The organism is Burkholderia sp. WSM2232, assembly GCF_000472545.1.
Classification (GTDB): domain Bacteria; phylum Pseudomonadota; class Gammaproteobacteria; order Burkholderiales; family Burkholderiaceae; genus Paraburkholderia.
In genome coordinates this window covers 1-24,353 of the sequence record NZ_AWZV01000009.1, presented here as the reverse complement: position 1 = coordinate 24,353, position 24,353 = coordinate 1, and the positions used below count along the sequence as shown (strand labels likewise).

30 protein-coding genes, 1 tRNA gene and 1 pseudogene are annotated in these 24,353 nt (G+C 62.8%); 13 read left to right on the top strand and 19 right to left on the bottom strand.

The features are described 5' to 3' along the window. Positions 1 to 50 precede the first annotated feature (50 nt). Positions 51 to 1,091 (bottom strand): sulfate ABC transporter substrate-binding protein, encoded by a 1,041-nt coding sequence (locus F757_RS0109030; RefSeq protein ID WP_027211115.1) that lies wholly within the window; start codon positions 1,089 to 1,091, stop codon positions 51 to 53. A 308-nt stretch (positions 1,092 to 1,399) separates the two neighbouring features. Between F757_RS0109030 and lexA the strand changes: the two genes are divergently transcribed. From lexA to F757_RS0109010, 3 genes are all read left to right on the top strand, one after another. Next, on the top strand, positions 1,400 to 2,062 hold the full coding sequence (gene lexA, locus F757_RS0109025; protein WP_027211114.1) for a transcriptional repressor LexA: 663 nt from the start codon (positions 1,400 to 1,402) through the stop codon (positions 2,060 to 2,062). 107 nt (positions 2,063 to 2,169) lie between these two features. Then, positions 2,170 to 2,526: a hypothetical protein gene (locus F757_RS0109020; RefSeq protein WP_027211113.1), complete on the top strand. Its 357-nt coding sequence runs from the start codon at positions 2,170 to 2,172 to the stop codon at positions 2,524 to 2,526. A gap of 258 nt (positions 2,527 to 2,784) precedes the next feature. Then, positions 2,785 to 3,468, top strand: coding sequence for a DUF2939 domain-containing protein (locus F757_RS0109010; RefSeq protein ID WP_027211111.1), 684 nt, complete (start codon positions 2,785 to 2,787; stop codon positions 3,466 to 3,468). A gap of 48 nt (positions 3,469 to 3,516) precedes the next feature. On the opposite strand, the gene F757_RS0109005 is transcribed toward F757_RS0109010, so the two are convergent. Next, positions 3,517 to 3,981 (bottom strand): universal stress protein, encoded by a 465-nt coding sequence (locus tag F757_RS0109005; protein WP_027211110.1) that lies wholly within the window; start codon positions 3,979 to 3,981, stop codon positions 3,517 to 3,519. A 272-nt stretch (positions 3,982 to 4,253) separates the two neighbouring features. Here F757_RS0109005 and nodI point away from each other — a divergent pair, with 272 nt between their 5' ends. Both nodI and F757_RS0108995 read left to right on the top strand, forming a co-directional pair. Then, entirely contained in the window at positions 4,254 to 5,168 is a 915-nt protein-coding gene (gene nodI, locus F757_RS0109000) for a nodulation factor ABC transporter ATP-binding protein NodI (protein ID WP_027211109.1), read from the top strand. 147 nt (positions 5,169 to 5,315) lie between these two features. Further along, entirely contained in the window at positions 5,316 to 6,143 is an 828-nt protein-coding gene (locus F757_RS0108995; protein WP_027211108.1) for an ABC transporter permease, read from the top strand. A 70-nt stretch (positions 6,144 to 6,213) separates the two neighbouring features. On the opposite strand, the gene F757_RS0108990 is transcribed toward F757_RS0108995, so the two are convergent. After that, positions 6,214 to 6,636, bottom strand: a complete 423-nt coding sequence (locus tag F757_RS0108990) for a hypothetical protein (RefSeq protein ID WP_027211107.1) — start codon at positions 6,634 to 6,636, stop codon at positions 6,214 to 6,216. A gap of 467 nt (positions 6,637 to 7,103) precedes the next feature. Continuing rightward, on the bottom strand, positions 7,104 to 8,156 hold the full coding sequence (locus F757_RS0108985; protein WP_027211106.1) for an NADP(H)-dependent aldo-keto reductase: 1,053 nt from the start codon (positions 8,154 to 8,156) through the stop codon (positions 7,104 to 7,106). A gap of 153 nt (positions 8,157 to 8,309) precedes the next feature. Here F757_RS0108985 and F757_RS0108980 point away from each other — a divergent pair, with 153 nt between their 5' ends. Both F757_RS0108980 and F757_RS0108975 read left to right on the top strand, forming a co-directional pair. Next, the gene (locus F757_RS0108980; protein WP_027211105.1) at positions 8,310 to 8,543 is read left to right on the top strand and encodes a DUF3820 family protein; all 234 of its coding nucleotides are present in this window, start codon (positions 8,310 to 8,312) and stop codon (positions 8,541 to 8,543) included. Between the two features lie 245 nt (positions 8,544 to 8,788). Next, positions 8,789 to 9,118, top strand: coding sequence for a hypothetical protein (locus F757_RS0108975; protein ID WP_027211104.1), 330 nt, complete (start codon positions 8,789 to 8,791; stop codon positions 9,116 to 9,118). A gap of 258 nt (positions 9,119 to 9,376) precedes the next feature. Here the strand turns inward: F757_RS0108975 and F757_RS37010 are convergent. The 4 genes and pseudogenes from F757_RS37010 to dusA all read right to left on the bottom strand — a co-directional run. After that, positions 9,377 to 9,737 (bottom strand): annotated as a pseudogene (locus tag F757_RS37010) (IS3 family transposase); the annotation flags it as partial. Between the two features lie 122 nt (positions 9,738 to 9,859). Beyond that, complete coding sequence (locus F757_RS0108970; protein WP_027211103.1) at positions 9,860 to 10,591, bottom strand: class I SAM-dependent methyltransferase; 732 nt, start codon at positions 10,589 to 10,591, stop codon at positions 9,860 to 9,862. A 1,147-nt stretch (positions 10,592 to 11,738) separates the two neighbouring features. Continuing rightward, positions 11,739 to 11,814: transfer RNA gene (locus F757_RS0108960), tRNA-His, on the bottom strand. 121 nt (positions 11,815 to 11,935) lie between these two features. After that, positions 11,936 to 12,925, bottom strand: a complete 990-nt coding sequence (gene dusA, locus F757_RS0108955) for a tRNA dihydrouridine(20/20a) synthase DusA (protein ID WP_156923580.1) — start codon at positions 12,923 to 12,925, stop codon at positions 11,936 to 11,938. A gap of 126 nt (positions 12,926 to 13,051) precedes the next feature. On the opposite strand from dusA, the gene F757_RS0108950 reads away from it, so the two are divergent. The 3 genes from F757_RS0108950 to F757_RS0108940 all read left to right on the top strand — a co-directional run bounded on the left by F757_RS0108950 (position 13,052) and on the right by F757_RS0108940 (position 14,831). Further along, complete coding sequence (locus tag F757_RS0108950) at positions 13,052 to 14,131, top strand: tyrosine-type recombinase/integrase (protein WP_027211101.1); 1,080 nt, start codon at positions 13,052 to 13,054, stop codon at positions 14,129 to 14,131. Positions 14,132 to 14,304: 173 nt separating this feature from the next. After that, entirely contained in the window at positions 14,305 to 14,613 is a 309-nt protein-coding gene (locus tag F757_RS35730; protein WP_156923578.1) for a hypothetical protein, read from the top strand. Beyond that, positions 14,610 to 14,831 (top strand): hypothetical protein, encoded by a 222-nt coding sequence (locus tag F757_RS0108940; protein ID WP_027211099.1) that lies wholly within the window; start codon positions 14,610 to 14,612, stop codon positions 14,829 to 14,831. Before F757_RS35730 ends, F757_RS0108940 begins: the two co-directional genes overlap by 4 nt. A 53-nt stretch (positions 14,832 to 14,884) precedes the next feature. Here F757_RS0108940 and F757_RS0108935 read toward each other — a convergent pair whose 3' ends face one another. Both F757_RS0108935 and F757_RS35725 read right to left on the bottom strand, forming a co-directional pair. Further along, positions 14,885 to 15,100, bottom strand: a complete 216-nt coding sequence (locus F757_RS0108935) for a hypothetical protein (RefSeq protein WP_027211098.1) — start codon at positions 15,098 to 15,100, stop codon at positions 14,885 to 14,887. 469 nt (positions 15,101 to 15,569) lie between these two features. Beyond that, positions 15,570 to 15,818 (bottom strand): hypothetical protein, encoded by a 249-nt coding sequence (locus tag F757_RS35725; protein WP_156923576.1) that lies wholly within the window; start codon positions 15,816 to 15,818, stop codon positions 15,570 to 15,572. Between the two features lie 517 nt (positions 15,819 to 16,335). Between F757_RS35725 and F757_RS0108920 the strand changes: the two genes are divergently transcribed. Next, positions 16,336 to 16,602, top strand: a complete 267-nt coding sequence (locus tag F757_RS0108920; RefSeq protein ID WP_027211097.1) for a hypothetical protein — start codon at positions 16,336 to 16,338, stop codon at positions 16,600 to 16,602. Between the two features lie 139 nt (positions 16,603 to 16,741). Here the strand turns inward: F757_RS0108920 and F757_RS0108915 are convergent, their stop codons facing one another. Further along, positions 16,742 to 16,984: a hypothetical protein gene (locus tag F757_RS0108915; RefSeq protein WP_027211096.1), complete on the bottom strand. Its 243-nt coding sequence runs from the start codon at positions 16,982 to 16,984 to the stop codon at positions 16,742 to 16,744. A gap of 166 nt (positions 16,985 to 17,150) precedes the next feature. Further along, positions 17,151 to 17,348 carry a hypothetical protein gene (locus F757_RS0108910; protein ID WP_027211095.1) on the bottom strand — a complete coding sequence of 66 codons (198 nt, stop codon included), beginning with the start codon at positions 17,346 to 17,348 and terminating at the stop codon, positions 17,151 to 17,153. 178 nt (positions 17,349 to 17,526) lie between these two features. On the opposite strand from F757_RS0108910, the gene F757_RS0108905 reads away from it, so the two are divergent. Then, positions 17,527 to 17,820 (top strand): hypothetical protein, encoded by a 294-nt coding sequence (locus tag F757_RS0108905; RefSeq protein WP_027211094.1) that lies wholly within the window; start codon positions 17,527 to 17,529, stop codon positions 17,818 to 17,820. 8 nt (positions 17,821 to 17,828) lie between these two features. Here the strand turns inward: F757_RS0108905 and F757_RS0108900 are convergent, their stop codons facing one another. The 4 genes from F757_RS0108900 to ssuD are packed head-to-tail and all read right to left on the bottom strand — an operon-like array spanning position 17,829 to position 21,387. Then, positions 17,829 to 18,044: a TOBE domain-containing protein gene (locus tag F757_RS0108900; protein ID WP_013339052.1), complete on the bottom strand. Its 216-nt coding sequence runs from the start codon at positions 18,042 to 18,044 to the stop codon at positions 17,829 to 17,831. Between the two features lie 47 nt (positions 18,045 to 18,091). Beyond that, entirely contained in the window at positions 18,092 to 19,312 is a 1,221-nt protein-coding gene (locus tag F757_RS0108895; protein WP_027211093.1) for an ATP-binding cassette domain-containing protein, read from the bottom strand. Continuing rightward, positions 19,309 to 20,175 carry an aliphatic sulfonate ABC transporter permease SsuC gene (gene ssuC / locus F757_RS0108890; RefSeq protein ID WP_027211092.1) on the bottom strand — a complete coding sequence of 289 codons (867 nt, stop codon included), beginning with the start codon at positions 20,173 to 20,175 and terminating at the stop codon, positions 19,309 to 19,311. The genes F757_RS0108895 and ssuC overlap by 4 nt, the downstream gene beginning before the upstream one ends. Before the next feature lie 51 nt (positions 20,176 to 20,226). Further along, a complete protein-coding gene (gene ssuD, locus F757_RS0108885; protein WP_027211091.1) occupies positions 20,227 to 21,387 on the bottom strand; it encodes an FMNH2-dependent alkanesulfonate monooxygenase in 1,161 nt (386 codons plus the stop codon). A 452-nt stretch (positions 21,388 to 21,839) separates the two neighbouring features. Between ssuD and F757_RS0108880 the strand changes: the two genes are divergently transcribed. Then, complete coding sequence (locus F757_RS0108880; protein WP_013339048.1) at positions 21,840 to 22,265, top strand: hypothetical protein; 426 nt, start codon at positions 21,840 to 21,842, stop codon at positions 22,263 to 22,265. Positions 22,266 to 22,398: 133 nt separating this feature from the next. Here the strand turns inward: F757_RS0108880 and F757_RS0108875 are convergent, their stop codons facing one another. The 3 genes from F757_RS0108875 to F757_RS36120 form a co-directional block, all read right to left on the bottom strand. Next, on the bottom strand, positions 22,399 to 23,529 hold the full coding sequence (locus F757_RS0108875; protein ID WP_027211090.1) for an enoyl-CoA hydratase/isomerase family protein: 1,131 nt from the start codon (positions 23,527 to 23,529) through the stop codon (positions 22,399 to 22,401). 276 nt (positions 23,530 to 23,805) lie between these two features. Beyond that, positions 23,806 to 24,090 carry a DUF1488 domain-containing protein gene (locus F757_RS0108870; RefSeq protein WP_027211089.1) on the bottom strand — a complete coding sequence of 95 codons (285 nt, stop codon included), beginning with the start codon at positions 24,088 to 24,090 and terminating at the stop codon, positions 23,806 to 23,808. Further along, positions 24,039 to 24,353: hypothetical protein (locus tag F757_RS36120; RefSeq protein WP_198021373.1), on the bottom strand; the 315-nt coding region annotated here is incomplete at its 5' end. The genes F757_RS0108870 and F757_RS36120, both read right to left, overlap by 52 nt.

Sequence of the window (24,353 nt, the reverse complement as noted above, 5' to 3'; positions counted from 1 at the left end):
GCCCCGCCCGCGCCGGCTGCGACGCGGGCATCGGCAGGGTTACTGCGGTGTTACTGCGGCTGGTAGATCGAATCGAACACCCCGCCGTCGGCGAAATGCGTTTTCTGCGCATTGGTCCAGCCGCCGAACGTGTCGTCGACCGTGTACAGCTTCAGCTTCGGAAACTTCGCGGTGAGCTCGGCCGGCACCTTGTTCGAGCGCGGGCGGTAGAAGTTCTTCGCGGCGATCTCCTGGCCCTGCTGGCTATACAGGAAGTTCAGGTAAGCCTCGGCGAGCTTGCGCGTGCCGTGCCGGTCGACGACCTTGTCCACCACCGCGACCGGCGGCTCGGCCAGGATGCTCACTGACGGCACCACGATCTCGAACTTCTCCGTGCCGAATTCCTTGACCGACAGGAACGCCTCGTTTTCCCACGCGATCAGCACGTCGCCGATGCCGCGCTGCACGAAGCTGGTGGTCGCGCCGCGCGCGCCCGAATCGAGCACGCCGGCATTCTTGTAGAGCTTCGCGACGAACTCCTTTGCCTTCTGGTCGTTGCCGCCCGGCTGATGCGCAGCATACGCCCACGCTGCGAGATAGTTCCAGCGCGCGCCGCCCGAAGTTTTTGGATTCGGCGTGACGATCGACACGCCCGGCCTGGTGAGGTCGTCCCAATCCTTGATGTGCTTGGGATTGCCCTTGCGCACGAGGAACACGATGGTCGACGTGTACGGCGACGCGTTGTCCGGCAGGCGCTTCTGCCAGTTCCTGTCGATCAAGCCCTTGTTCGCGAGGGCGTCGATGTCATAGGCGAGCGCGAGCGTCACGACATCGGCCTGCAGGCCGTCGAGCACCGAGCGAGCCTGCGCGCCGGAGCCGCCATGCGACTGCTTGAAGGTCACGCTCTCGCCGGTCTGCGCCTTCCACTCCTTGCCGAAGGCCTGGTTCACGTCCTGGTAGAGCTCGCGCGTCGGGTCGTAGGACACATTCAGGAGCGTCGTGTCGGCGGCCTGCGCCTGCGTGATCGCGCCGAGCGCGGCTGCCGCGCCCAATGCAAGCGTTGCAATGAGTGTCCGGGTTCTGCTTGCCCGCCCCGTGTTGCGATGGTTCATGCCGGTTCTCCGCGTATTGGTTCGCCAAAGCGAGTGATGTTGTTCTGGGTCGGGTCACGTGCACATGAGCGCGACTGGGAAGCCAGTCTAGCGAAGGGCTTTCATCATTAAAAATAATGTTTGTTCATTTTTTAATACGCAAAAGTGGTAATGACAGCCGGATAAGGCGTTGCGGCGCGAAAACCGCTGCAAAAACGCCGCACGCCGACGCTGGAGCGTGGGGGCTCGGCACAAACTTAAAGTAAAGCTTGAATTGCGCCGGATACTGTATAAAAATACAGCCACCTGTTCATCCATACAGTGGCGCCATGACCAAACTCACCGCACGACAGCAGCAGGTTTTCGATCTGATCCGCCGGGCCATCGAACGCACCGGCTTTCCGCCCACCCGCGCCGAAATTGCCGCCGAACTCGGCTTCAGTTCGGCCAACTCGGCCGAAGAGCATTTGCGGGCGCTGGCCCGCAAGGGCGTGATCGAGCTTGCGGCGGGCGCGTCGCGCGGCATCAGGCTGGTGCCGCCGCAGGAATTCGGCCAGGACGGCGGGCAGCACCAGTTCACGCTGCCGCATCCAGCCCTGATGCAGTTGTCGCTGCCGCTCGTCGGCCGGGTTGCTGCCGGTAGTCCGATCCTCGCGCAGGAGCATATTGCCCAGCACTATGCGTGCGACCCGGCGCTCTTCTCGAGCAAGCCCGACTACCTGCTCAAGGTGCGCGGGCTCTCCATGCGCGACGCGGGCATTTTCGACGGCGACCTGCTCGCGGTGCAAAAGCGAAGCGAGGCTAAAGACGGCCAGATCATCATTGCCCGGCTCGGCGACGACGTCACGGTAAAGCGTTTGAAGCGCCGGCCCAACGGTATCGAGCTGATTGCCGAGAACCCCGATTACGAGAACATCTTTGTCGAGACAGGCAGCGCGGACTTCGCGCTGGAAGGCATCGCTGTGGGGCTGATTCGCCCCGGCGAATTCTGATCGCGCGCCGGGGCTGGCCGTTTTGCCGTTCTGCCGTGCTACTGCACGCCAGCCCTCGCCTGCCACTGACTAACGCAGTATTCACGTTGTATCGTCCGGAGAGCCCCATGGAACGCCTTGCCCGCCTGTTGCCGTTTCGCCAGTTCGGCCGTCTGCGCCATCTGCGCAAGCTGGTGCCTTGCTCACTGATCGAAGCATCCTCAGCTACCACGGCCTCGCTCTTCGATGCGCCGTCGAGCGGCTCCGGCGTGCATGCTGCGCTGCCGTCGTCATTGCCTGCATTTGCGCGCGTGTCGCTCAATTCGGGGCTCAATATGGCAGAGCCGGCGCGCCGCGCGCCAGTGCGGGTTTATCACGGGCCGTCGCGGCTCATCATGGTCGGCACCGTAGACGCGGTGTGCAGAATGATCGACCGTTGCATTGCGGATGAAGCCAACGTTCAAGGCGCGGTGTTCGAGGCTTGAGGCGTCAGCAGGTGAGAAAAGCATTGCGGGCAACGTCGTGGAGTCGAGCCGCTGTTATGTTCGCTGCTATGTCGTTCGCTGCTATGTCTGCTGCTACGTCTACTGTTAGGTCCGCTGCGATCTCCATTGCCATGCTTGTCGAAACGCTCACGGCGACGCTTATCGAAGCGCTCATCGCATCGCCCGCCGCACGTGACGGGATCGTTTCAGCGCCACGCCGGTCCATTCTGGACCACACCTGATGGAGAGATCCGGCCAATGGCAGCTTCAACTCGCACGACGCGCGGCGCCCGCCCGCTGATCGTCACGCTCATCGTTATTGCAGCGATTGCAGGCCTAGGCCTCGCCTATGCGTCGCCGTATATAGCACTCAACAACCTGAAACGCGCGGCAGACGCGCGCGACGCGCAGACCGTCAATCAGTACGTCGATTTCCCCGCGTTGCGCGAAAGTCTGAAGCAGCAGGTCACGGGTCTGTTGACGCGACGGCTCGACTCGCATGGAAGCGGTAATCCGTTGGCCGCGATTGGCGCGATGATCGGGGTCGCATTGATTGGTCCGCTGGTCGACGCGTATGCGACGCCTGACGGCGTGGCCGCGTTGCTGAACGGCATGCCGCCACGCGGCGAACCCGGCGAGCGGCCACCCGCGCCGCCTGCTGCGCAGAACCCGGCCGCCGCAAATGGCCCTGCATCTGCAACGCCCGGCGCGTCTCACTCTACGGATCAAAGCGCAGACAACAGCGGAAGCCCCGCAGTCGGCAGCAATGCGAGCCGCAACGCCGCGCCGCCACAGCCGCCACAAACCACGGCTGGCTATCGCGGCCTCAACGAGTTCGCCGTCACGTACCAGCACGGAGCCGGCGACGCGCGTTACTCCGCGATCTTCATGCGCGAGGGCCTATTCACGTGGAAACTGGCCGCGGTCAACCTCAACGAGTGAGTACGGGCGCCGCGCGTGCGCGCGACTTGGCGACGCTGGGCGGCTCGCTCAGGCCGCCTCTTGCTGCTGTTCCTGCGCGGACGAACATGCGACAAGAATGCTGCACGACACGCGGTCGAGCAGCGGCGTATTGCCGGCACCCATCCACCATCGTGACAGGCCGGTGCGGCAACGGTGGCCCACCACCACGAGGTCCACGTGCAGTTCGTTGGCCAGATTGGCGATCTCGTCGATCGGATGGCCGAACGCAAAGTGCCCCTGCGCTTTCACGCCGCGCTGGGTCAGCCAGTCCACGCCTTCTTGCAGAATGTCCCGCGCGGTCTTTTCGAAGCTGCCGCACGCGACGTCGGTCAGCAGCCCCGCGCTTTGCGCGATGCTCGAACGCATGTCCACGACCGAGAGCAAATGCGTGTCCGCCTTGAGATCCAGCGCAAGATCGGCGCCGCAACGTAGCGCTTTGCGGCCCTCACGCGAGCCGTCGTAGCACAGCAGGATTTTCTGGTAGCTCGCCATCGTTTTCCCCTTTCCGCACAAGCGCGGTCTAGTTAATCATGGTGCGCCGCAATTCAGCTTGCAAGGGATGGAAAACGCTAAGTGCCCATCAGTTTCGCACGTGCCTTGTGCATACGGGGCCTGGGCGGCGACGGCAGCGGCCGCACCGCCCATGCGGCGATGCAAGAAACCGCCCGGCTGCAGAGCCCGCTGGCAACAATTGGTGGCCGATGGCCTAGAATGAGCAGCCTTCCCGGTCATTCGCGACTTTTCCCGGAGCCTCGATTTCATCCATGCCTGACGCCGCCATCCAGTTCCATCAGGTTCAAAAAAGCTACGGCGAAAAGAAAGTTGTCGACGGACTCTCGTTTCATGTCGAGACCGGCGAATGTTTCGGGCTGCTTGGACCAAACGGGGCGGGCAAGACCACCACGTTGCGCATGCTGCTCGGCATCGCCGCGCCGGACGCCGGTGCGATCCATCTGTGCGGCGAGCCGATTCCCGGCCGGGCGCGGCTCGCGCGGGCACGCGTCGGCGTGGTGCCGCAGTTCGACAACCTCGATCCCGACTTCACCGTCCGCGAGAACCTGCTGGTGTTCGGGCGGTACTTCGGCTTAAGCGGCGCGCAATGCCGCGCGATGGTGCCGTCGCTGCTCGAATTCGCGCGTCTGGAGAGCAAAGCCGACGCGCGCGTGAGCGAGCTGTCGGGCGGCATGAAGCGGCGCCTCACGCTCGCACGTGCGCTCGTTAACGACCCCGACGTGCTGATCATGGACGAGCCTACTACCGGCCTGGATCCGCAGGCACGGCATCTGATCTGGGAGCGCCTGCGTTCGCTGCTCGGGCGCGGCAAGACGATTCTGCTGACCACTCATTTCATGGAGGAAGCCGAGCGGCTGTGCGACCGGCTGTGCGTGATCGAGGAAGGACGCAAGATCGCTGAGGGCGCGCCGCGCGAGCTGATCGAATCGGAAATCGGCTGCGATGTGATCGAGATTTTCGGCCCCGATCCGCTCGCGTTGCGCGACGAACTCGCGCCGCTTGCGCAGAGGACGGAGATCAGCGGCGAGACGCTTTTCTGCTACGTGAACGACGCTGGACCGGTACACGCCCGGCTCAAGCAGCGCACGGATCTGCGCTATTTGCACCGGCCGGCGAACCTCGAAGATGTGTTCCTGCGGCTGACGGGACGCGAGATGCAGGACTGAGCGCGCCCGGCGCTCGCGCGGCGGATGCACGAAACAGCACGCGAAACAGCACGCGAAACGCCACGCGACTGCCACGCTGAAGACCGCCGCACACATCGGACGGAACATCGCCTCAAACACCGCCCCAAACACCGCACGAGACCCGCAATGGACGCACGCACCTACCGAAGCAACGAAGCCGCGCCGCCCGCGCCGGCGCCGCTCGCCGCCCTGCCCGCGAACGCCGTCAACTGGATCGCGGTGTGGCGCCGCAACTATCTCGTGTGGAAGAAGCTGGCGCTCGCCTCGATGTTCGGCAATCTCGCCGATCCGATGATCTATCTGTTCGGCCTGGGTTTCGGCCTGGGACTGATGGTGGGCCGCGTCGACGGTGTGTCGTATATCGCGTTTCTCGCCGCGGGCACGGTGGCTTCGAGCGTGATGATGTCGGCGAGCTTCGAGTCCATGTATTCCGGTTTCTCGCGCATGCACGTGCAGCGCACGTGGGAAGCCATCATGCACACGCCGTTGACGCTCGGCGACATCGTGCTAGGTGAAGTGATCTGGGCGGCCAGCAAATCCGTGCTGTCGGGGGCGGCGATCATGCTGGTGGCGGGCGCGCTCGGCTACGCCAGTTTCCCGTCGATGCTGCTGGCGCTGCCCGTCATCGTGCTGACGGGACTTGCATTTGCAAGCGTCGCGATGGTCGTGACCGCGCTCGCGCCGTCGTACGACTTTTTCATGTTTTATCAGACGCTGGTGTTGACGCCGATGCTGCTGCTCTCCGGCGTGTTCTTTCCGATTTCGCAGTTGCCTGCCGCCGCGCGGGGCGCAGCAGAAGTGCTGCCTCTGGCGCACGCTGTCGATCTGATCCGGCCGGCGATGCTGGCGCGGCCGCTGGAGAACGTCGCCGCACATGTTCTCGTACTGGCGGCTTATGCAGTAGGCGGTTTTATCGTTTCGGCCGTGCTGTTCCGGCGCCGGATGATGAAGTAACCCGTGTCATCGCGGGCGTTGGACCGAGCCGGTCAACGCCCGCCCGTGAAGCAGTGCGAGCGGCGTCCGCTCAGTCCTCGTCGTCGGTCCAGGGAATGTCCACATCCGAGATGAACGCGACCGTCGCGAACGGGCCGCCTTCTTGTCGCCCGATCTTGCCGTCTGCCCGCTGCCATTCGACGCGGAACAGCGTGCCTGGGTCGTCCGCGATCAGCCGCACGGTGCGGATCTCGTCCGGATCGGCGTCTTCCACCGGACCGTCGAGCGAGATCTGCAGCTCTTGCGGCCAAAGACCGTCAGCGGGATCGTAAATCTTGTCGCCGTCGGGGATCAGCGTGAAAGCTTCCACGCCGATGGTCGCCGACGCATCCACGATCATCTTGGCGAGCGCGCGCAGCAACGCGGTCGCCCGCGCCGAATTCGCCTGACGGATCGCAAGGTCCCCGCGCGTGAGCGCCTGCTCGAGTTTCGGGTTTGTTTTTTGTTGAGCCATTCGATGTCCTGGGTCCTATCGCTGTATTGAACAGCGCGGCGGACGGGCCGCCGCCCTGCCGTTTTTGGGCTGCATCGTATCATTCGCGCACCGGCCAACGCCATGATGCGCGCGGCGCCGACGGCGCGAACGCGACGAGTGGCGAAGCCCGGCCTGCTCACCACAGTTTAGGTCGTGATTTGCCGACAGACAGGCACATTTGCCTTTCGTTGCAAGTCGTGGCGGCTCGATGCGAGACGGAGAGCGCCTGATGCCAGCGTGGCCGGCTGATAGGAGGCCGCTTGTTGTACGCCTCGCGGCCGCCGGGTCTGCGCCTTCGGAACCTTGTGAGCGGTTGATCGTCGCTCGGTGGTCGCTCGGTGGTCGCCGCACGGTCGCCTGGTGGTCACCGGGTGCCCACGGGCGGGCCGCTCGCCGGGCCCCCGATGCGCGCTCCTCACCCGCCGTCTAGCCCGCTCGCGGCCGCCTCAAGGCGCCGGGTTCGGCTGCAACTGATGCAATGCGTCGATTTCATCGAGCACGTCTTGCGGCAGCTTGACGTCGACGCTCGCAACGTTTTCCTTCAACTGAGCGAGCGAGGTTGCGCCGATCAGATTGCTCGTCACGAACGGCCGGCTATTGACGAAGGCGAGCGCCAACTGGGCCGGTGACAGTCCGTGACGCTTCGCCAGCTCGACGTAACGCGAAGTGGCCTGAATCGCTTGCGGCTTGCTGTAGCGCTGAAAGCGCTCGAACAGAGAAATGCGCGCGCCGACCGGGCGCGCCCCGCCCTCGTACTTGCCCGTCAACCAGCCGAACGCGAGCGGCGAATACGCAAGCAGGCCGATATTGTCGCGATGTGCGAATTCGGAGAGCCCCGCTTCGTAAGTGCGATTGAGCAAACTGTACGGGTTCTGGATACTGACGATGCGTGGCAAGCCAAGCTTCTCCGACGCACGCAAAAACTGCGCGACACCCCACGGCGTTTCGTTAGAGACGCCCACATGGCGCACCTTGCCCGCCTTCACGAAATCGCCGAGCACGGAGAGCGTTTCTTCGATCGGCACGGTGTATTCGTCGTCGACCCATGGATACGCCGGCCGGCCGAATGTCATCGTGTTGCGGTCCGGCCAGTGCAGCTGGTAAAGATCGACGTAATCCGTTTGCAGACGCTTGAGGCTGTCCTCGAGCGCCTCGGTGAGATTCTTGCGGTCGAACTGGTTGGTTTCGCCGCGGATATGGCGCGGGTTGTGCGGCTGACGCGCGGGCCCGGCGATCTTGGTGGCCAGCACGATTTTCTCGCGCGCGCTGCGATGCTGCGCGAGCCATGTGCCGATGAAACGCTCGGTCGAACCCTGCGTCTCCGCGCGCGGAGGGACCGGATACATCTCAGCGGTATCGATCAGGTTGACGCCGTGATCGAGCGCGTAGTCGATCTGCGCGTGCGCTTCCTGCTCGCTGTTCTGCTCGCCCCACGTCATGGTGCCGAGCCCGATCAGGCTGACCTGCACGTTCGAATCGCCGAGTCTGCGGTATTCCATGGAAGCTGTCCTATCGTTGTATGAACATAAACCGCCGACGTTACCACGGCGGCGCGATGCCTGCAGGGAGGCTAGAATGCCGTGCTGGCTGGCCTCCGAGGGCGCTGCACTCAACCCCGCTGCACTCAACCCTTTTCCGCGTCGGTCGACATAGTGAATCCTGAACACCTCGAACTGCTGGTCACGCGCACGATGCCTTTCGGCAAGTACAAAGGCCGCCTCATTGCCGATCTGCCCGGCCATTACCTGAACTGGTTCGCGAGTCAGGGCTTTCCACCGGGCGAGATCGGTCGGTTGCTTGCGCTGATGCACGAAATCGATCACAACGGCTTGTCGTCGCTGATAGAGCCTTTGCGACAACGCCAGGCCTCCTCGTCTGTCCGATGACGAGTGCTCGCGCCGCATCGTGGCGCGGCACAGAAATTTACCAACGGTTACCACCCGGAGCACCGGCGGGCAGTGCTCGCAGCGGCGGCAGTCCTCACACGTGGCGGCGTGACAATGAGGCTAGAGAATGGAGAGAACGGACCGACCGCAGCGCAGCCGCACGCGGTAACGCGCAGACACAAATACGGCTGAACTCCTTCGCCCGCGACCTTTCTCAATCTCCATATGAGGACGGGGAGACGATCGTGAGCAGGTTCCTGGCATCGGTGGTATTGCTGGCCCTGGCGGCAGCCGCTGGCGGATGCGCTGTTGCGCCGGCGTATGACTACGGCTACGCACAACCTTATTACCCTGACTACGGCTATGCATACGGCGCACCGTATGCGCCCGTGTACGGCACGGTCGGCATCTGGGGCAATTGGGGTGGGCGCTGTTGCTACGGCGGCGACCATTGGCGCGGCGGCGGCTGGCATGGCGGCCACGGCGGTAACTGGCACGGCGGCGGCTATGGCGGATCGCGAGGCGGCAGTTCGTGGAGCGGCGGCGGTTGGCACGGCGGAGGACGCAGCCATTAATATTTTGATTCGTGCTGCTGCACAGAAATCAAGATTCATGAGATTTTCCGCCGCAGGACCTGTTTCTCCATGATAGGTGCCGTAGCGACGTAGTCTGGTGGTGGCCGCGGTCACACCTGGCAGCCGCATCAAACATCGCGCCGCCTTCTTCGAGACGGAGACCTCTCGCCTCATCCATGCCTGTCAACGACAAGCAGATGGGTACGATAGAAGCAGGAACTGCGGGCAAGCTCGATTCGCCGCCCGCTTTCACCGCTGCGATTTCGCAACGCTGCCAGTTCCTCTGCCGACCAGAGGTTTTCCGATCTCGGGACACAGTCTTCAATCGAGGCTGCAAGAGGGCCCGCGACTCGGATAGCCCGAAAGCCCTCAAAGGTGCCGCGGCACAACGGTCATGGCTCACAGGATGATCGACGGCAGCCTTGCTCCTGTTCGGCCGACGACCTCGGCGTGGCAGGAATATAGCCAGTTTGTAAATCGCGACACTGTTCGTTTTCACGAGGCCAGGCCTTCAGGAAGTCCCTTGTCGGATAACCCAACTGCACGATCGTCGCCCTGATGCGCTCTCCCAACTTCAGATAGAGCCGAACCCCCGAATGCGCGCTCCATACGAGTACATGGACTGCCTCCAGGTAGTCCAAGATTTGGTCCGCACCTTCCTATCCCGAGACGACCACGTTGCTGACCTCGTCACAATTTGGCGCTGATATAAAAAGTCCCAGTTTTGACTGGGACTCTTCGTTACAGCAGCCCGATGGACCTTCCTCTGCGTCCCTGTGAGGCAAAGATCTCGCCGTCCTTAACGGTCGATCGACGAATTTTCCACAATTCTCGATGGACCTCTATATCGGAAATCATGCCGTTGCGGGTCATTTCCTCCAGCAGTTCGATCATCAGATTCGCCGGAGATGGGACTCCAAACCAGCCGTTATCAGGCGATTGGAACGCGTCTTGAAACGCCCAGTTCCAATCTTCAATGATGTAAAGGCCGCCGGGGCGAACCAGGGGAAAAAGAGTCTTAAACGACGTCTTCGTTTGCTCGTAAAAGTGCGAAGCGTCGTCTACCACCAGGTCCAGTTCACCACCGAAATCTTCATCCACTATCTGGTGGAGCTTCGATACGTCGTCCTGCGACGTGCCGTAGTAAATCTTCGCGCGGCCGGAATTCTTCTCGACATACTGATCCAGCGCAGGGATCGTCGTCGTGGACAACTCCAGCGCAGAGATCTTTTCGGGCTCAAGAAGTTGATCGAGAAAGACAAACGAGCCGCCCTGGTAAACACCTAACTCAAGCACTTTTCGGCAATCTTCCGGACGAAGCGATGTGTAGTGTCCGAGAAAATTTTTTGCCTTCATTAGAAGGAACTCATTCCCTTCCGATTTTATCTTGCTGCCACCGTGCTCATAATGCATGCGCAAGGTGTACCCGCCCATCTCGAAGTCGGTTTCATTCTTCCAATTCAGATTATGCATGTCGCATGGCCTCTCTCGGGGGTCCTTGATTATTGAAATGTTGACCGTTATTCCCTGCAAATGCGCACTTCTCAAGCGCATTCGAAAAGCCTAGCACGCCAATATTACACAGGAATTTCTTGAAAGAACTGCTACGAGACACCCCGCGCGCCTGCTAATGTCCAGCGTGGTCAGTCACCGTAGGGCGTTAGCGCATCCATCATTTGCGCATTGAAAATCGGAAAGGCGGGATTTGGCGCGGGGGAGTTTTTAGGTCTTTTGTCGAGACGCTGATGATTGCAGGCAGTGGCTGCTCATGCGGCGCCGGATAGACTGCGCGTTCAGGAATAAAAAGCAGCCAACTGCGATAGTCGTCGAATACGGAGGGTGATTCGCTGGTCCTCGGGGGTACAGCAGTATGTCCAACCGGCTCCCAGTGCGCAGTCCCAGCAACCCTCCTGCGGCACGGTAGGCTGTTCCATCCAACCGATGCGGTATACCTTATTGAAGCGCAGAGAGAGGCAAAAACAGTTGCTACCTCTTATTAGGTCTTTCCCCTAGCGTTCGGCTATGGGACCTGGCAGATGAACCGGCAATTGGCAGCCGCTGCCGAATTCAGTGCGACAACGCTTCAGAGTTCTGGAGCGCCTGCACTCGCGATCTGCCCCACACCTTCGGCAAATTTGCTTCCTTGCCCCGCAATGGATCGGGTAAGCGTATGAGTCATACCATCGAAGTTGATGCCCACGGCCAAGCGCGATCGCGATGCCAGTCCCAACGGGCCGTTCACCCAGGTGACCGAATTCGATTGGTCAGGGAATTTATACCAGAAGAGACTTTGCGGGCACCGGCGACGACATCGGCACGATCCGTCGGCTTTGGGCGCAGCGTCAGGAGACACCCGGCTGGAAGCGATATTCGAAGTACGCGCGCGCCGACTACACGCAGTGTTCGCTCAAGCTGCTCGAAATCTTCGGCGACGTGCGCGCGTCCGACATCGACGCCACGGACGTAGCGGATGGATGCAAGGATGATGTGCTATGGCGTATGAGCGAGGGGTGCCGCTCGATTCCGAAAATGGAAATTTTCGCGGGAATCGCAAACAAAAACGGCACTGTGTTTCTTCACAGTGCCGTCGTTTAAAGCTTTGATCTAACGCTAAATTCTTTGGGGTGGCTGATGGGGCTCGAACCCACGACAACAGGAATCACAATCCTGGACTCTACCAACTGAGCTACAGCCACCACTGATATCTGCTTTGACTCGCCGAAAACTGCTCAAATAACTGCTGAAAACAGCTTGAAAACCCGGCTCGCCAACGAAGAAACGAGATTATACGAACACGAACGCGGTTTGCCTAGTCCTTTATTCAAAAATTTCGGCCGGCTCACGCAGATGTTGTCGCGCCTCGTCGAAGATAGCGAGGTCGCGCGCAGCGAGACGTTTGCTGTCGGACAGCACACGGCGCCAGCCGCGCGCACCGGCTTCGCCGCGATAAAGGCCGAGCGCGTGACGCGTGATGGCACCGAGATACGTGCCGCGCGCCATCTCCACGCCACAGTACTCGATTAGCTTCGCTTCCACCTGCTCGCGCGCGAGCGGCGCCTCGGCCGAACCATAGAAGCGCGCGTCGACATCGGCGAGCAGATACGGGTTGTGATACGCCTCACGGCCGAGCATCACGCCATCCACATGCTGGAGATGCGCATCCACTTCGTCGAGCGTCTTGATGCCGCCGTTAATGACGATCTCCAGTTGCGGAAAGTCACGCTTCAACCGATACGCGTAGTCGTACTTGAGCGGCGGAATCTCGCGATTTTCTTTCGGGCTCAGGCCTTTGAGAATCGCATTGCGCGCATGCACGATGAAGACCTCGCAGCCGGCGTCCGCAATAGTGCCGACGAAGTCGCGCACGAAGCTGTACTCCTCGACCGCATCCACGCCGATCCGGTGCTTGACCGTCACCGGCACGCCAACCGCGTCGCGCATCGCCTTCACGCAGTCGGCAACCAGCTGCGGCTCGTTCATCAAACATGCACCGAAGGCGCCGCGCTGCACGCGCTCCGACGGGCAGCCGCAGTTCAGATTGATCTCGTCGTAACCCCACTGCTCGCCAAGCTTCGCCGAGCGCGCGAGATCGTCTGGCTCGCTGCCGCCAAGTTGCAGCGCGACGGGCGCCTCGTCTGGCGTGAACGCGAGGTGACGCGGCACGTCGCCGTGCAGCAGCGCGCCAGTCGTCACCATTTCCGTATAAAGCCACGTATGGCGCGAAATCATGCGATGAAGCGAGCGGCAATGACGATCGGTCCAGTCCATCATGGGTGCCACCGATACCCGCCGTGGGGTTGATTTCATTGGTTTTTTCTGCACAGTCATAGACCTACGGATGATTCTTGAGTGCTCGGTTTAAGTCCGTTTTCGTCGGTTCGGCGCGAGTGCTACGACGTAGCACCGAAAAACTTCATGTAGCACCAGATAGCGATGGGAACAATCGCCCCACGACAACGCAAGGATGAAAGTATAGGGTACACCGCCCAGATACGCCTGAAGCAAGGCGGCAGCGTGGTGCATACCAAGGCGAAGACATTTGACCGAAAGCCAGCGGCACAGGCGCGGATCGACAAACGGGAACGCGAGCTGGCGCAGCCGGGCGCGCTCGAGTCCGCCCAGCGGGAAGACCCGACTCTCGCCAGGGCGATCGAGCGCTACATCGAAGACCCGAAGCGCGACGTCGGGCGCACGAAGAAGCAGGTCCTCGGCGCTATCAGCGAAGCGCCGATCGGTCAGATGAAATGCAGCAAGGTCGGCAGTCAGGAAATTGTGCAGTTCGCACGGAGCCTCGACGTCAAGCCGCAAACGGCGGCCAACTACATTTCGCACCTGGCGGCGGTCTTCAATATCGCGCGGCCCGCTTGGGGCTACCCGCTCGACATGCAGACGATGGACGACGCGCGCAAGGTCATGAAGCGGCTGGGGACGACCAGCAAGTCGGCGCAGCGCTCCCGGCGGCCGACGCTTGACGAGCTCGACCTGATACTCAGCCACTTCCAGGGCATCCGCAAGCGCCGCCCGGACAGCGCGCCGATGGCGATCCTGACCTGCTTCGCCATCTTTTCGACGCGTCGCCTCGACGAAATGCTGCGCATCGAATGGAAGGATCTGGACGCAGACGAAAGCCGGATTCTCGTGCGAGACCTGAAGCACCCGGGCCAGAAGATCGGTAACGACGTCTGGTGCGACTTGGTGCCCGAAGCGCTGCGGATCGTGCAGGCGCAGCCGCGGCTCGACGACCGTATCTTTCCCTACGGAACGGACGCCGTTGGCATGGCCTTCACGCGCGCGTGCCAGTTTCTCGAGATTCCCGATCTGCACATGCACGACCTGCGGCACGAAGGCACGAGCAGGTTGTTCGAGATGGGCTGGAACATTCCGCACGTGGCCGCCGTCACCGGTCACCGGAGTTGGACATCTCTGAAGAGATACACGCATATCAGGCAGACCGGGGACAAGTTCGCTAACTGGAAGTGGCTTGATGTCATCGCCCCTCGGGGGCAATTGTGAAAGTGTTGTAAGTCTTAAGCGTTGCTAAACCGGGTTTAGGAGATCTGGGCCACGACGCTGCCGTAAGCAGATGCTGAGCTTTTAAAATCTCTTTGCCCATGAAACCAACATGGGCATTGGCCGGAATCGGTCGTCATGGGGCGGCCATCTCCGGCCATTCTATGGAGATGATCATGAAAGCTCTTTTACGGGCGTCGGCCATCACGCTGGCCTCTGTCTCTTGCGCCTTCGCCGTGGCGCACGCTGTTGGCAAAACGGCGAACACCGAATTGATTCCCGCAGCAGTTGCGCTGGCGTCAGGGCCTAACGGTTGGAAAAACCATTCCGATCGGTGCCGGCGGATAAAGAGTAAATGCATTGAGCAGTGCATCAGTACGCTTCCCACACGCGACCACGGCGTTACATTTCAACGGTGCGTGAACGAATGCCTCAAAAAGAATCGATGCGTGCCGACGCTGTCCGAACCTGGAGAAAAGCGATGATCGCGGACCACGAAGCAGCAGCAAAAATGAACGCGGCCCTGCTCAAGGCAGGCGGCGAACTCAACGACGTGCTTGCGGAAATCTGGAGCCAATTGACCGACGAAGAACAGCAGGCGTGCCAGTTGATGGTCGGCAAGATTCTGGGCGAGATACTGTTGGAGGGACTCAATCCCCTGCACGCCATGCATCCCGATCTCAAACCGGAACAATTGAGGTGAGGCGACAGCCAGGCGCAGGCTAGCTGCGCCGATTCGATAGGCTCATCTGCGCTTCAGCGCGACAGGCAATTCTTCCGTCGCGCTTTTTCATATCCAACCATCCATTCGCGGATCAGTTGCGTGTCGTGCGTGCTGTAGGTGCCGGCGGGAATCCAGGAGCAATCATTGACCACGCGCGTCACGAAAACCGGCGCGGTCGGCTCCGCGGCCTGCTGCGATGCGCAGCCGACCAACGCAACGGCAATCGGCAAGGCGTTCAAGATGCGCATGGTCAGTCCTTCCGCAGAATGCCGAGCTTCGCGGCTTGGGCGTCCAACTGGTCGGAGGTCATTGAATGTGTATCGGACTACGACTTCTGCGCTTCTTCAGCGTCAGCCGCCGATTGCGCGGCCTGTTGCCATGCCGTCGCGGCACTTCGCGGCTCTCGGCGGATAGACGTATATCGGATAGCAAGAAAAGTGAGGCAGAGGATTGAGTAGCTGATTGCCTGGTGGGTGTTGTGCGGCAGGTACCGCTTGAGGTCCTCAGGCATCCCGTCGATACCTGCGCGCCATCAGCAATGCCAATTCTCTACGTTGCACCGCCGCCGCAAAATCTTCGCGCGCGGAAGGATCGGCTCGCTTCCTCGGGAAGTCAGACGGCAGCTCTATTCGGGCTCGCCAGTGCGCAGCAGTGGCACAAGTACTGCGGAGGCAGCCGCGGGAAATCAGCCTGCCTATGCTGTTCCTTGCGGGCGCGTTATTGAATCGCACCGCGACCGTCGAGCAAGTGTTCGAGTGGTGAAGCCGCCAGGCTGGAGCGGTGATCCAGCTCGACGCGACGTCCGATTCGCGGGCGCCCGATGGAGAGCAGCAGCCGTAGCAATGTCGCTCGGCTGCGCCGCTGCGAGCGCGCACGCGAATCGTTTTTCCATGCCGAAGCCGGCTTGGCGCCACCAACTTCGCGGCGATGGGCGATGGCATGTATTACCAGGATGGCTTCGGCCATCACCTCAAACCGCGCGTGCCCGCCGGCCGCATTGGCGTCGGCGTCACGGCTCTGCCATACTCGCGCGGCTCGTGAATACCGGACGTCGACATCCTCTCGTACATGTATTTCGGCACGGCGTCGATCCACGGCGACGTGGCACCGGACGCCACGGACTATGCGGATATGAGCCCGTAGGGCTCCAAAGGCTCGGGTCGAGACGCTGAGCGACGATTTACCGCAATGCCGGATGCGGCTCAGCCTAAGCATTGCCCTCGCTGAAGCGCTCTGCGGATCGAGAATCCCTCACCGCATCAGGGCCATAAAGCGGCTTTCTCAGGGAGAAACGAGGGTCGAACCAGCGGGAGGCCGCGTCGGGCAAGGCGCCGAGCCATTATTTCAGGAATGAGAACAGTAATTTCAGATTATCGGCACAAATTTTCGATAGTAGGGGTATACACTGCCTTCCATCGACGTTGCAGACACCCACCGGTCCCTGCAACGCCACCCTGAAAATCGAAGTATTTGGAGGTACATCATGAAGACCAAGCTCATCGCCGCCTTGCTCGTCGCAGTTTCCGCTTCCGTCGCCGCACCGGCTTTTGCGAGCGGCTACGGCCCGGCACCGTTCTACCGCCCGTCCGTCGGCGCACCGGCGTCGCAACAAGGCCAGAACGCGCAAACCGTCGCGGCTGAACGTGCCAACGCCGAAGCCAACGCTTACGGTGGCGTGAACAACGTGTCGTCGCAATCGGGCACCCGTGAGCCGGTTTCCGGCCCGCAGTCGGTGTTCTTCGGCCACTAAGCAGTCGCCGTCGACCACGCTGCCACTCGAGGCAGCGTGCGAACAGGGCGCCCCACCGGATACCGGTGCGGCGCCCTGTTTCGTTTACCTGCGTCGCCAGCTGCAGCGGGCAGCGGCAGCCGAGGCGCGCGCCGCGCCCTTACGCGGCAAGACCCGCATCGATCACCTCGCGCGCGGCGCGAAAGCCCGCCTCGGCGGCGGCATGCTCGGTGGGCCAAAGACTGTCGATATGCACGAGCCGCCAGTCAACCACCACCGCGTGCTCGCGCAGCACGCGAAAATGCGCCTTGACGCCGGTAAGCACCTGCTCGACGGCGACCTCTATGTCGTAGTCCAGATAGCGCTCCTGGTAGTCACCCATGTCGAGGCCCTTCGGCTCCATCTTCACCTCCTTGCTTTGGCCGGCTTGCGGCTTGCGATCAGGTTTGCCGCGCTCAAACGTCGCCCCACGCGCCAGTTTTGACGCTGCGCGCGACGCCTTGGCCGCCAGCCGGACACCCCTGCTGCGCGTCACAAGCGGACATCGCGTGAGACACCCATCGGCGGGTTCAGTCGCAATCGCCGGAAAGGTATTGCCTGCCGTTGCAAGTGATTTCAACCTCGTCGCCATTCGCTTCGGCGACGAGACCACACGCCAGCAGTTGTGCGGTCACGGACTGCGGAAACTTCGGCACCGGCTGCCCGACGCCTACTTCGTTCAGGCGCCGCAACGCTTCTATCGCTTCGGGACTCAGTGGCTTGGACATGGCGGTCTCCGGTCTGCGTCGATGACTAATTCATCCTAGCAAGTTTCGGCAGCGGATGTCGTCGTGACGGCGGATCGTCATGCACGAATGGCTTACGCGTGAATTTTCGCGCGAGCCGCGGGTCTACCGGGAAACCTCATGCAACCCGCGAACGCGGGGCCCGCAAAAGGAGAACGAGATGAAGCGAAGCACTTTGGCTGCACTGGGCGCAACCGCCGCGCTGCTGACGGCAGGCGCAAACGAAACGGCAGCATGGGCCAAAACGGACATGGCCGCAACGCAGCACACGACGCAGGCGGCGCAGGCCGCGCAACCCGCCGACGCCGCGTCGTCGATGGTCAAGCCGCCAGAGTCGGCCTCCGGTGCGACCGGCTCGAGCAATCCGGACAACATGCCGATCAAGCGTCCGCGCAAACCGACAAACGACAAAATGATGCACGAGCCGCCCGCGAGCGGCGCGAACGCAAAGTAGCGCGGTCATTACAGGCGCGCGATCGAAACCTCCGTCGACTTGACGAGCGCCACGACTTCGGAGCCCACCTGCAACTCGAGTTCGTCGATGGACCGTGTGGTGATGACCGAGGTCACGATGCCGAACGCGGTGTCGACATCCACTTCGGACACAACGGGTCCGCGGATGATTTCCTTGACCTTGCCTTTGAACTGATTGCGTACGTTGATGGCGGAAATGCTCATTGCGAATGGCTCCAGAAAAGCGATTGAATTCAGTCAGTCAAGGAATGTCAGACAGCCCAGCGAACCTCTGTAGGCCGCCTGAATGGGCCGCTGCGGGCTGCGTCGCGCGTGGTGCGAGCGTCTTGCGCGACGTGAGACTCGTGCGACCATGCGTCATCGTTCGGCGCATTCTTCAGCACGCGCTGCAGCACATGCTCTTCGAGCGCGGCGAAGCCCGCCGACGCACGCGCTCGCGGGCGCTCGAGCGGCACCGGCTGATCGAGCGCGATGCGCCCTTCTTCGATCAGCAAGATGCGATCGCCCAACGCAACGGCTTCGTGCACGTCGTGCGTGACGAGCAACGCGGTGAAACGGTGCTCGCGCCACAGACGCTCGATCAGCGCGTGCATTTCGATGCGCGTCAACGCGTCGAGCGCGCCGAGCGGCTCGTCGAGCAACAGCAATTGCGGACGATGCACGAGTGCCCGCGCCAACGCCACCCGTTGACGCTGACCGCCGGAAAGCTGGGCGGGCCAGTCGTTGGCGCGCTCCAGCAGACCGACTTCGGCAAGCACCGCGCGGGCGTGCTCGCGCGCGCTGCGCGGCAGCCCGAGCATGACGTTCTGCAGCACTGTCTTCCACGGCAACAGCCGAGCGTCCTGGAACATGATCCGCGTATCGAGCGGCCGGCCGTCTTCGGCGCGCTTCTGCAGCACGCCCGTCGTGGTTTGCTCGAGACCGGCAACGAGCCGCAGCAACGTCGATTTCCCGCAACCGCTGCGCCCGACAATCGCGACGAAACTACCGCGCTCGATCGACAGATCGAAGTCCGTCAGAACCTTGCGCTCGCCATACTGCTTGCCGACGCTGCGCAACTCGACTGAGTAGTCGGCTGACCTGCGGGCGCCGTGAGGTCCATTGGCGCTGCTGGCACCGCTAGCACCGTGAGTGCTGCGAGCATTGGGGGCGTTGTTACAGTCGCTAGGGCCATAAGCGCCGTTGCTCCGTGGGTCCCGTGTGCCGCTTGTGCCGTGCGTACCCTGTCCGCCGTATGTGTCGTGTCCGCCTCCAGCGCCACTCCCAACCGCATCCGCCCCATTGCGCACCGCCGCGCGCGCCGCCCCTGTGCCCGGCCGCTCGACGTGCGCACGCCGAAGCCCGCCATCGCGCCCTTCGGAACCAGCGGCCAGCTCGGCATCGCGGTCCACGACGCGCGCCTGCGCCAGTTCCGCCTCCAGATCGCTGCCCGCGATGCCGCCGAACGACGCCGAGAGTGTCGTTGCGCTCATGCCTTACCTCCACGTTGATAAGCCGGGTGCCAGCGCAGCGACACGCGCTCCAGACTTTTTGCCAGCACATCGGCGATCTTGCCGAGCGCGGCATACAGCAGAATGCCGACCACCACGACATCGGTTTGCAGGAACTCGCGCGCGTTCATCGTCATATAGCCAATGCCCGATTGCGCCGAAATGGTCTCGGCGACGATCAGCGTCACCCACATCAGCCCCAACGCAAAGCGCACGCCGACCAGAATGGACGGCAACGCCCCCGGCAGAATCACATGGCGGTACAGCGCGAAACCCTTCACGCCGTAGCTGCGCGCCATCTCGATCAGGTTCGGATCGACCGAACGGATGCCGTGGAAAGTGTTCACGTAGAGCGGGAAAAACACGCCGAGCGCGACGAGAAACACCTTGGCCTGCTCCTCGATGCCGAACCACAGAATGACCAGCGGGATCATCGCGAGTGCGGGAATATTGCGGATCATCTGCACGGTCGAATCGAGTGCAATCTCAGCCGGCTTGAAGAGCCCGGTCGCGAGCCCGAGCACGAGCCCCATGCCGCCGCCTATCGCGAAACCGGACACGGCGCGCCATGTGCTGACCTTCACGTCCGCCCACATTTCGCCGGACTGTATCAGCGACCAGGCCGCCTTCACGACAGCAAGCGGTTCGGGCAACACGCGCGTGGAAAGCACGCCGCTGCGCGCGGCGGCTTCCCAGGCGAGCAGGATCAGAAGGGGCGCGACCCACGGCGCAAGCGACACGCCCATCTGCCGCAACGAGCCGAAGGCCGACGCGCGCACCAAGCCGAACGCCGCGCCGTCACGCACCACTTCGTCGCGCTGCGCACTCACGGTGGATTGAGCCATGATGACTTCCCTGATTGACTGTCGAAGGTGCTGGGACCGGACGGACCGCGCTCAGCTCGCGCTCGCCGCCTTCGGTAGATGGTGATTGCCAACGATCTCGCCGAACGGTCCGGACAGCGGTCCGTCCGAAACCTTGCTCCGGCGGTTCGGCAGCAACGGGAACACGAGTTCCGCAAACCGGTACGACTCTTCCAGGTGCGGATAGCCGGACAGAATGAACGTCTCGATTCCAAGCTCGGCATATTCCTTCATGCGCGCCGCCACTTGTTCAGGATTGCCGACGAGTGCGGTACCCGCGCCGCCGCGCACGAGGCCCACGCCCGCCCACAGGTTCGGATAGACCTCCAGTTCCGCGCGGCTCCCGCGTCTGCCGCCGTGCAGCGCGGCCATGCGGCGCTGGCCCTCGGAGTCCATCTTCCCGAACGACGCCTGGGCGCGCGCAATGGTCTCGTCGTCGAGCTTGCTGATCAGCTTGTCGGCGGCGGCCCACGCTTCTTCTTCCGTCTCGCGCACGATCACATGCAGGCGAATGCCGAAGCGCACCGTCCTGCCATGCGCGGCAGCGCGCGCGCGAATGTCGGCGATTTTCTTCGCGACCGCCGCGGGCGGCTCGCCCCATGTGAGATACGTGTCGATATGCTCGCCCGCCATCGCGTGCGCGGCCGGCGACGAACCGCCGAACCACAGCGGCGGATGGGGCTTCTGCACAGGGGGATACAACGCCTTGCCGCCCTTCGACTTCAGATGCTTGCCGTCGAAGTCGATTGCCTCGTTGGTATGCGCGGCCGTGAGCAGCTTGCGCCAGATGTGCAGGAAGTCGTCGGTGATTTCGTAGCGCGTGTCGTGGTCGACGAATACGCCGTCGCCTTCGAGCTCGGCCGCGTCGCCGCCCGTCACCACGTTGATCAGCAGGCGCCCGTTCGACAGACGGTCGAACGTCGCGGCCATGCGTGCAGCCTGCCCCGGCGACGAGAGGCCCGGCCGGATCGCGACCAGAAACTTCAGGCGTTTGGTCGCGGCAATCAGACTCGAGGCGACCACCCACGCGTCTTCGCATGAACGGCCGGTGGGCAGCAGCACGCCTTCGTAGCCGAGCGTGTCGGCGGCCACCGCGATCTGCTGGAAATAATCGTAGTCGGCCGCGCGCGCGCCTTGCGACGTACCGAGATAACGGCTGTCGCCGTGAGTCGGAATGAACCAGAACACATTCATTTGCTGCTCCCCGCTTAAGGCAGAACTGGATTGGGTCACGACAGCGCCCGCCGCGTCTGCCAGCGCAAGGCAGGCGCATTGCAGAGGCCGCCGCGCGCTCCCGCACACCGTACGCACACCACGCGCACACGCCAGCCGCACGCATCCGGCCGATCATCGGAGACGAACCGGCGGCGCATCGCAAAAGGACGGAAGGTTGCGGTATCGACGCTAAGCGCGACTGTGCGACGCACCGTTTGCATGGAGAAACAGTCTATGGACGGGGGTGCGGCTTTTGAACGATTTTTTTGAGCTTAGGTTTTCCACTTGCGTGATTAGCCCGACGCTACAACATACGAACGCGACTGGACAGGCAGCGGAAAAGCCGCTAGCGCTGGATATAATGGCGCACATTTCTAATCATCCGGTGCAGGCATCGCAAATCACGCGCCTGTGCCCTGGCGGTGCAATGCATGCAAAAACTCATCCTGCCGTTTGTAGCCGGTTTTCTGGCATCGCTGTTCTTTCATGATTCCACGCTCGCGCTGCTGCATGCAGCGGGCGTCGTCGAACAAAGCGGTTTTTCCACTGCCCCGTTCCTGCCGCTCGGTTTGCCCGAGTTCATTGCCAATGCAATCTGGAGTGCGTTCTGGGCTGTGCTGATGGCATGGCTGCTGCGCGTCGCGCCCGAGCGGCGCGCGCCGTGGCTGCCGGCTTTCGTATTCGGCGGCATTGTGCTGACGGCGGCGAGCGTCTTCGTGGTGGATCCGATTCGCGGCATCTGGCCAAGCGGCAACATGCTGCCGCGCCTTGCGATGGGTTTTGCGGCGAACGCCATGTGGGGCTGGGGCGCGCTCGTCTTCATGCGCGCCTTCATGGCAAATGAAGACGGGGATTGAACCCGGGCAACGCCAGGCGAGCGGCTAACTGCAGAGCTGACTTTAGGGCTGACTGCAAGGGCTAACTGCAGGGCCGATTGCAGAGCTAACTGCACGGCAAACTGCGTGGCTAGGTGCGTGTCTAGCTGCGTGGCTAACTGCCCAGGTCGAGCAATGGATGCTCGCTCGCGGGCCACGGGCTTTCGAACATCTTCGCCACGTCGGCGGCATTCACGTCTTCAATGCGCGCAAACCGCCAGCGCGGCGCGTTGTCCTTGTCGACGATGCGCGCGCGAATGCCTTCCACCGCGTCCCCGTGCAGAAAGCTCGAACGCGTGAGATCCAGATCGCCGCGCAGCACATCCGCCATCGAGCCTTCCGCGCGCGTCACCACCTCGAGCGAGACCGCCATCGAAAGCGGCGAGCGCTCGCGCAACACGGCGATTGTCTGCTCGGCCCAGTCGGCGGCGTCCCTGTCGCACTTCTGCGCGAGCGAAGCGAGAATGCGCGGCACGTCCGGCAGCGCGAAATGCCGGTCGATCAGCGCTCGCGCACGAGCGAGCGGCGCTTCGCCCGGCGGCGGCGCGACCTGATACGCACGGCATTCGCGCTCGACGCACGCGACCACGTCCGCGCCGCGCTCGAACAGTTCGCAACGCAGCGTGTCGATAAGCGCCGGCAACGCGGCGTCTTCCATGTAGAGGTCGGCGAGACCGGCGTACAGCGCGTCGGCTGCGCCGATCGTCTCGCCCGTCACCGCCAGATAACGGCCGATCGCGCCTGGCGTGCGCGCGAGAAACCAGCTTGCGCCGACATCGGGAAAGAGCCCGATGCGCGTTTCAGGCATGGCCATTTTCGTGGACTGCGTGACCACCCGCAGCCCGCCGGTGCGATGCGCGCCCTGCGAAATGCCCATGCCGCCGCCCATCACCACGCCGTTCATCAACGCGATGTACGGCTTCGGATAAGTGAAGATTGCGTGATTGAGGCGGTATTCCTCGATGAAAAACTCGTCGCGGGCCTGCTGGTCGCCGCGCCGCGCCGACTCGTACAGAAAGCGGATGTCGCCGCCCGCGCAGAACGCCCGCGGATGCTGGCTGCGTACCACCACCGCGAGCACGTCCGGGTTTTCGGACCAGGCGTCGAGCGCGGCGTGCATGGCGCGGATCATGCCGATCGACAGCGCGTTGAGCGCCTGCGGTCTTTGGAGCTCGATGAAGCCAATGCGGTTGGCTACATAAATCGCGACTTCGTCGCTGGCTGCGGGCGAGGCGGGAAGGGACATGGAAGACGACGCGCGGCGGCGCAGAGTCAGGGGAACCACAACGTTATCACGCGCCCGATGCGTGGGCGTGTTTGCGCTGGCGAGCGGTGGGAGCGAAAACGTTGCGCGGAGGGTTGGGTGCGCGGCCGGAGCTGGGGCCGGTGAGGTGGAGGCCGGGCCCGGAGCAGCGGAAGCCGACACGGTCGAAGCAGTCGTCAGCAGCCCGAGCCGCCCTGCGCGGGCCGACGCAGCCAACGGCTCCGTGACCCATGCAGGACGCCGCGCGCTCCGGTTCGCTCAACCCGCGGCGTTTCCCGGCGGGAAGTGACCGCTTTTGAGCAGCACGGGCGTGCCGTTGCTGATCTGCAGATGCTCGCGCGCCACGGCCTCTATGCGTGGACGTCCAGCGTCGAACGCTCGCATCCAGGCTTCTTCATCTTCGGAACACGCGCCGAAATGGTCTTCGAGCGCCTCGACGGAGATCGCGCAGGGAACGGGCTCGCCGTCCACCAGCGCGGGAAAGACAACGGTCAGATTGGAATCGCGGTAGGCTGGCGCGCCCGCGGGAAACCTGATTTCCATAGTCGCCTCGTCAAAAATATCCGGCACAGAACCGGAGCCCCGCAAAACCGGCCGGCCCCGGACGACCCGACTATGGTACTCGCGGGGCCGGACCACGGTCCACCCCGCCGCCGCGACGCGCGGTGCGTGGGGATCGTCTGGATGGGCCAGATCTTGCCCTTGTCCTTGCCCTTGCCCTTGCCCTTGCCCTTGCCCTTGCCCTTGCCCTTGCCCTTGCCCTTGCCCTTGCCCTTGCCCTTGCCCTTGCCCTTGCCCTTGCCCTT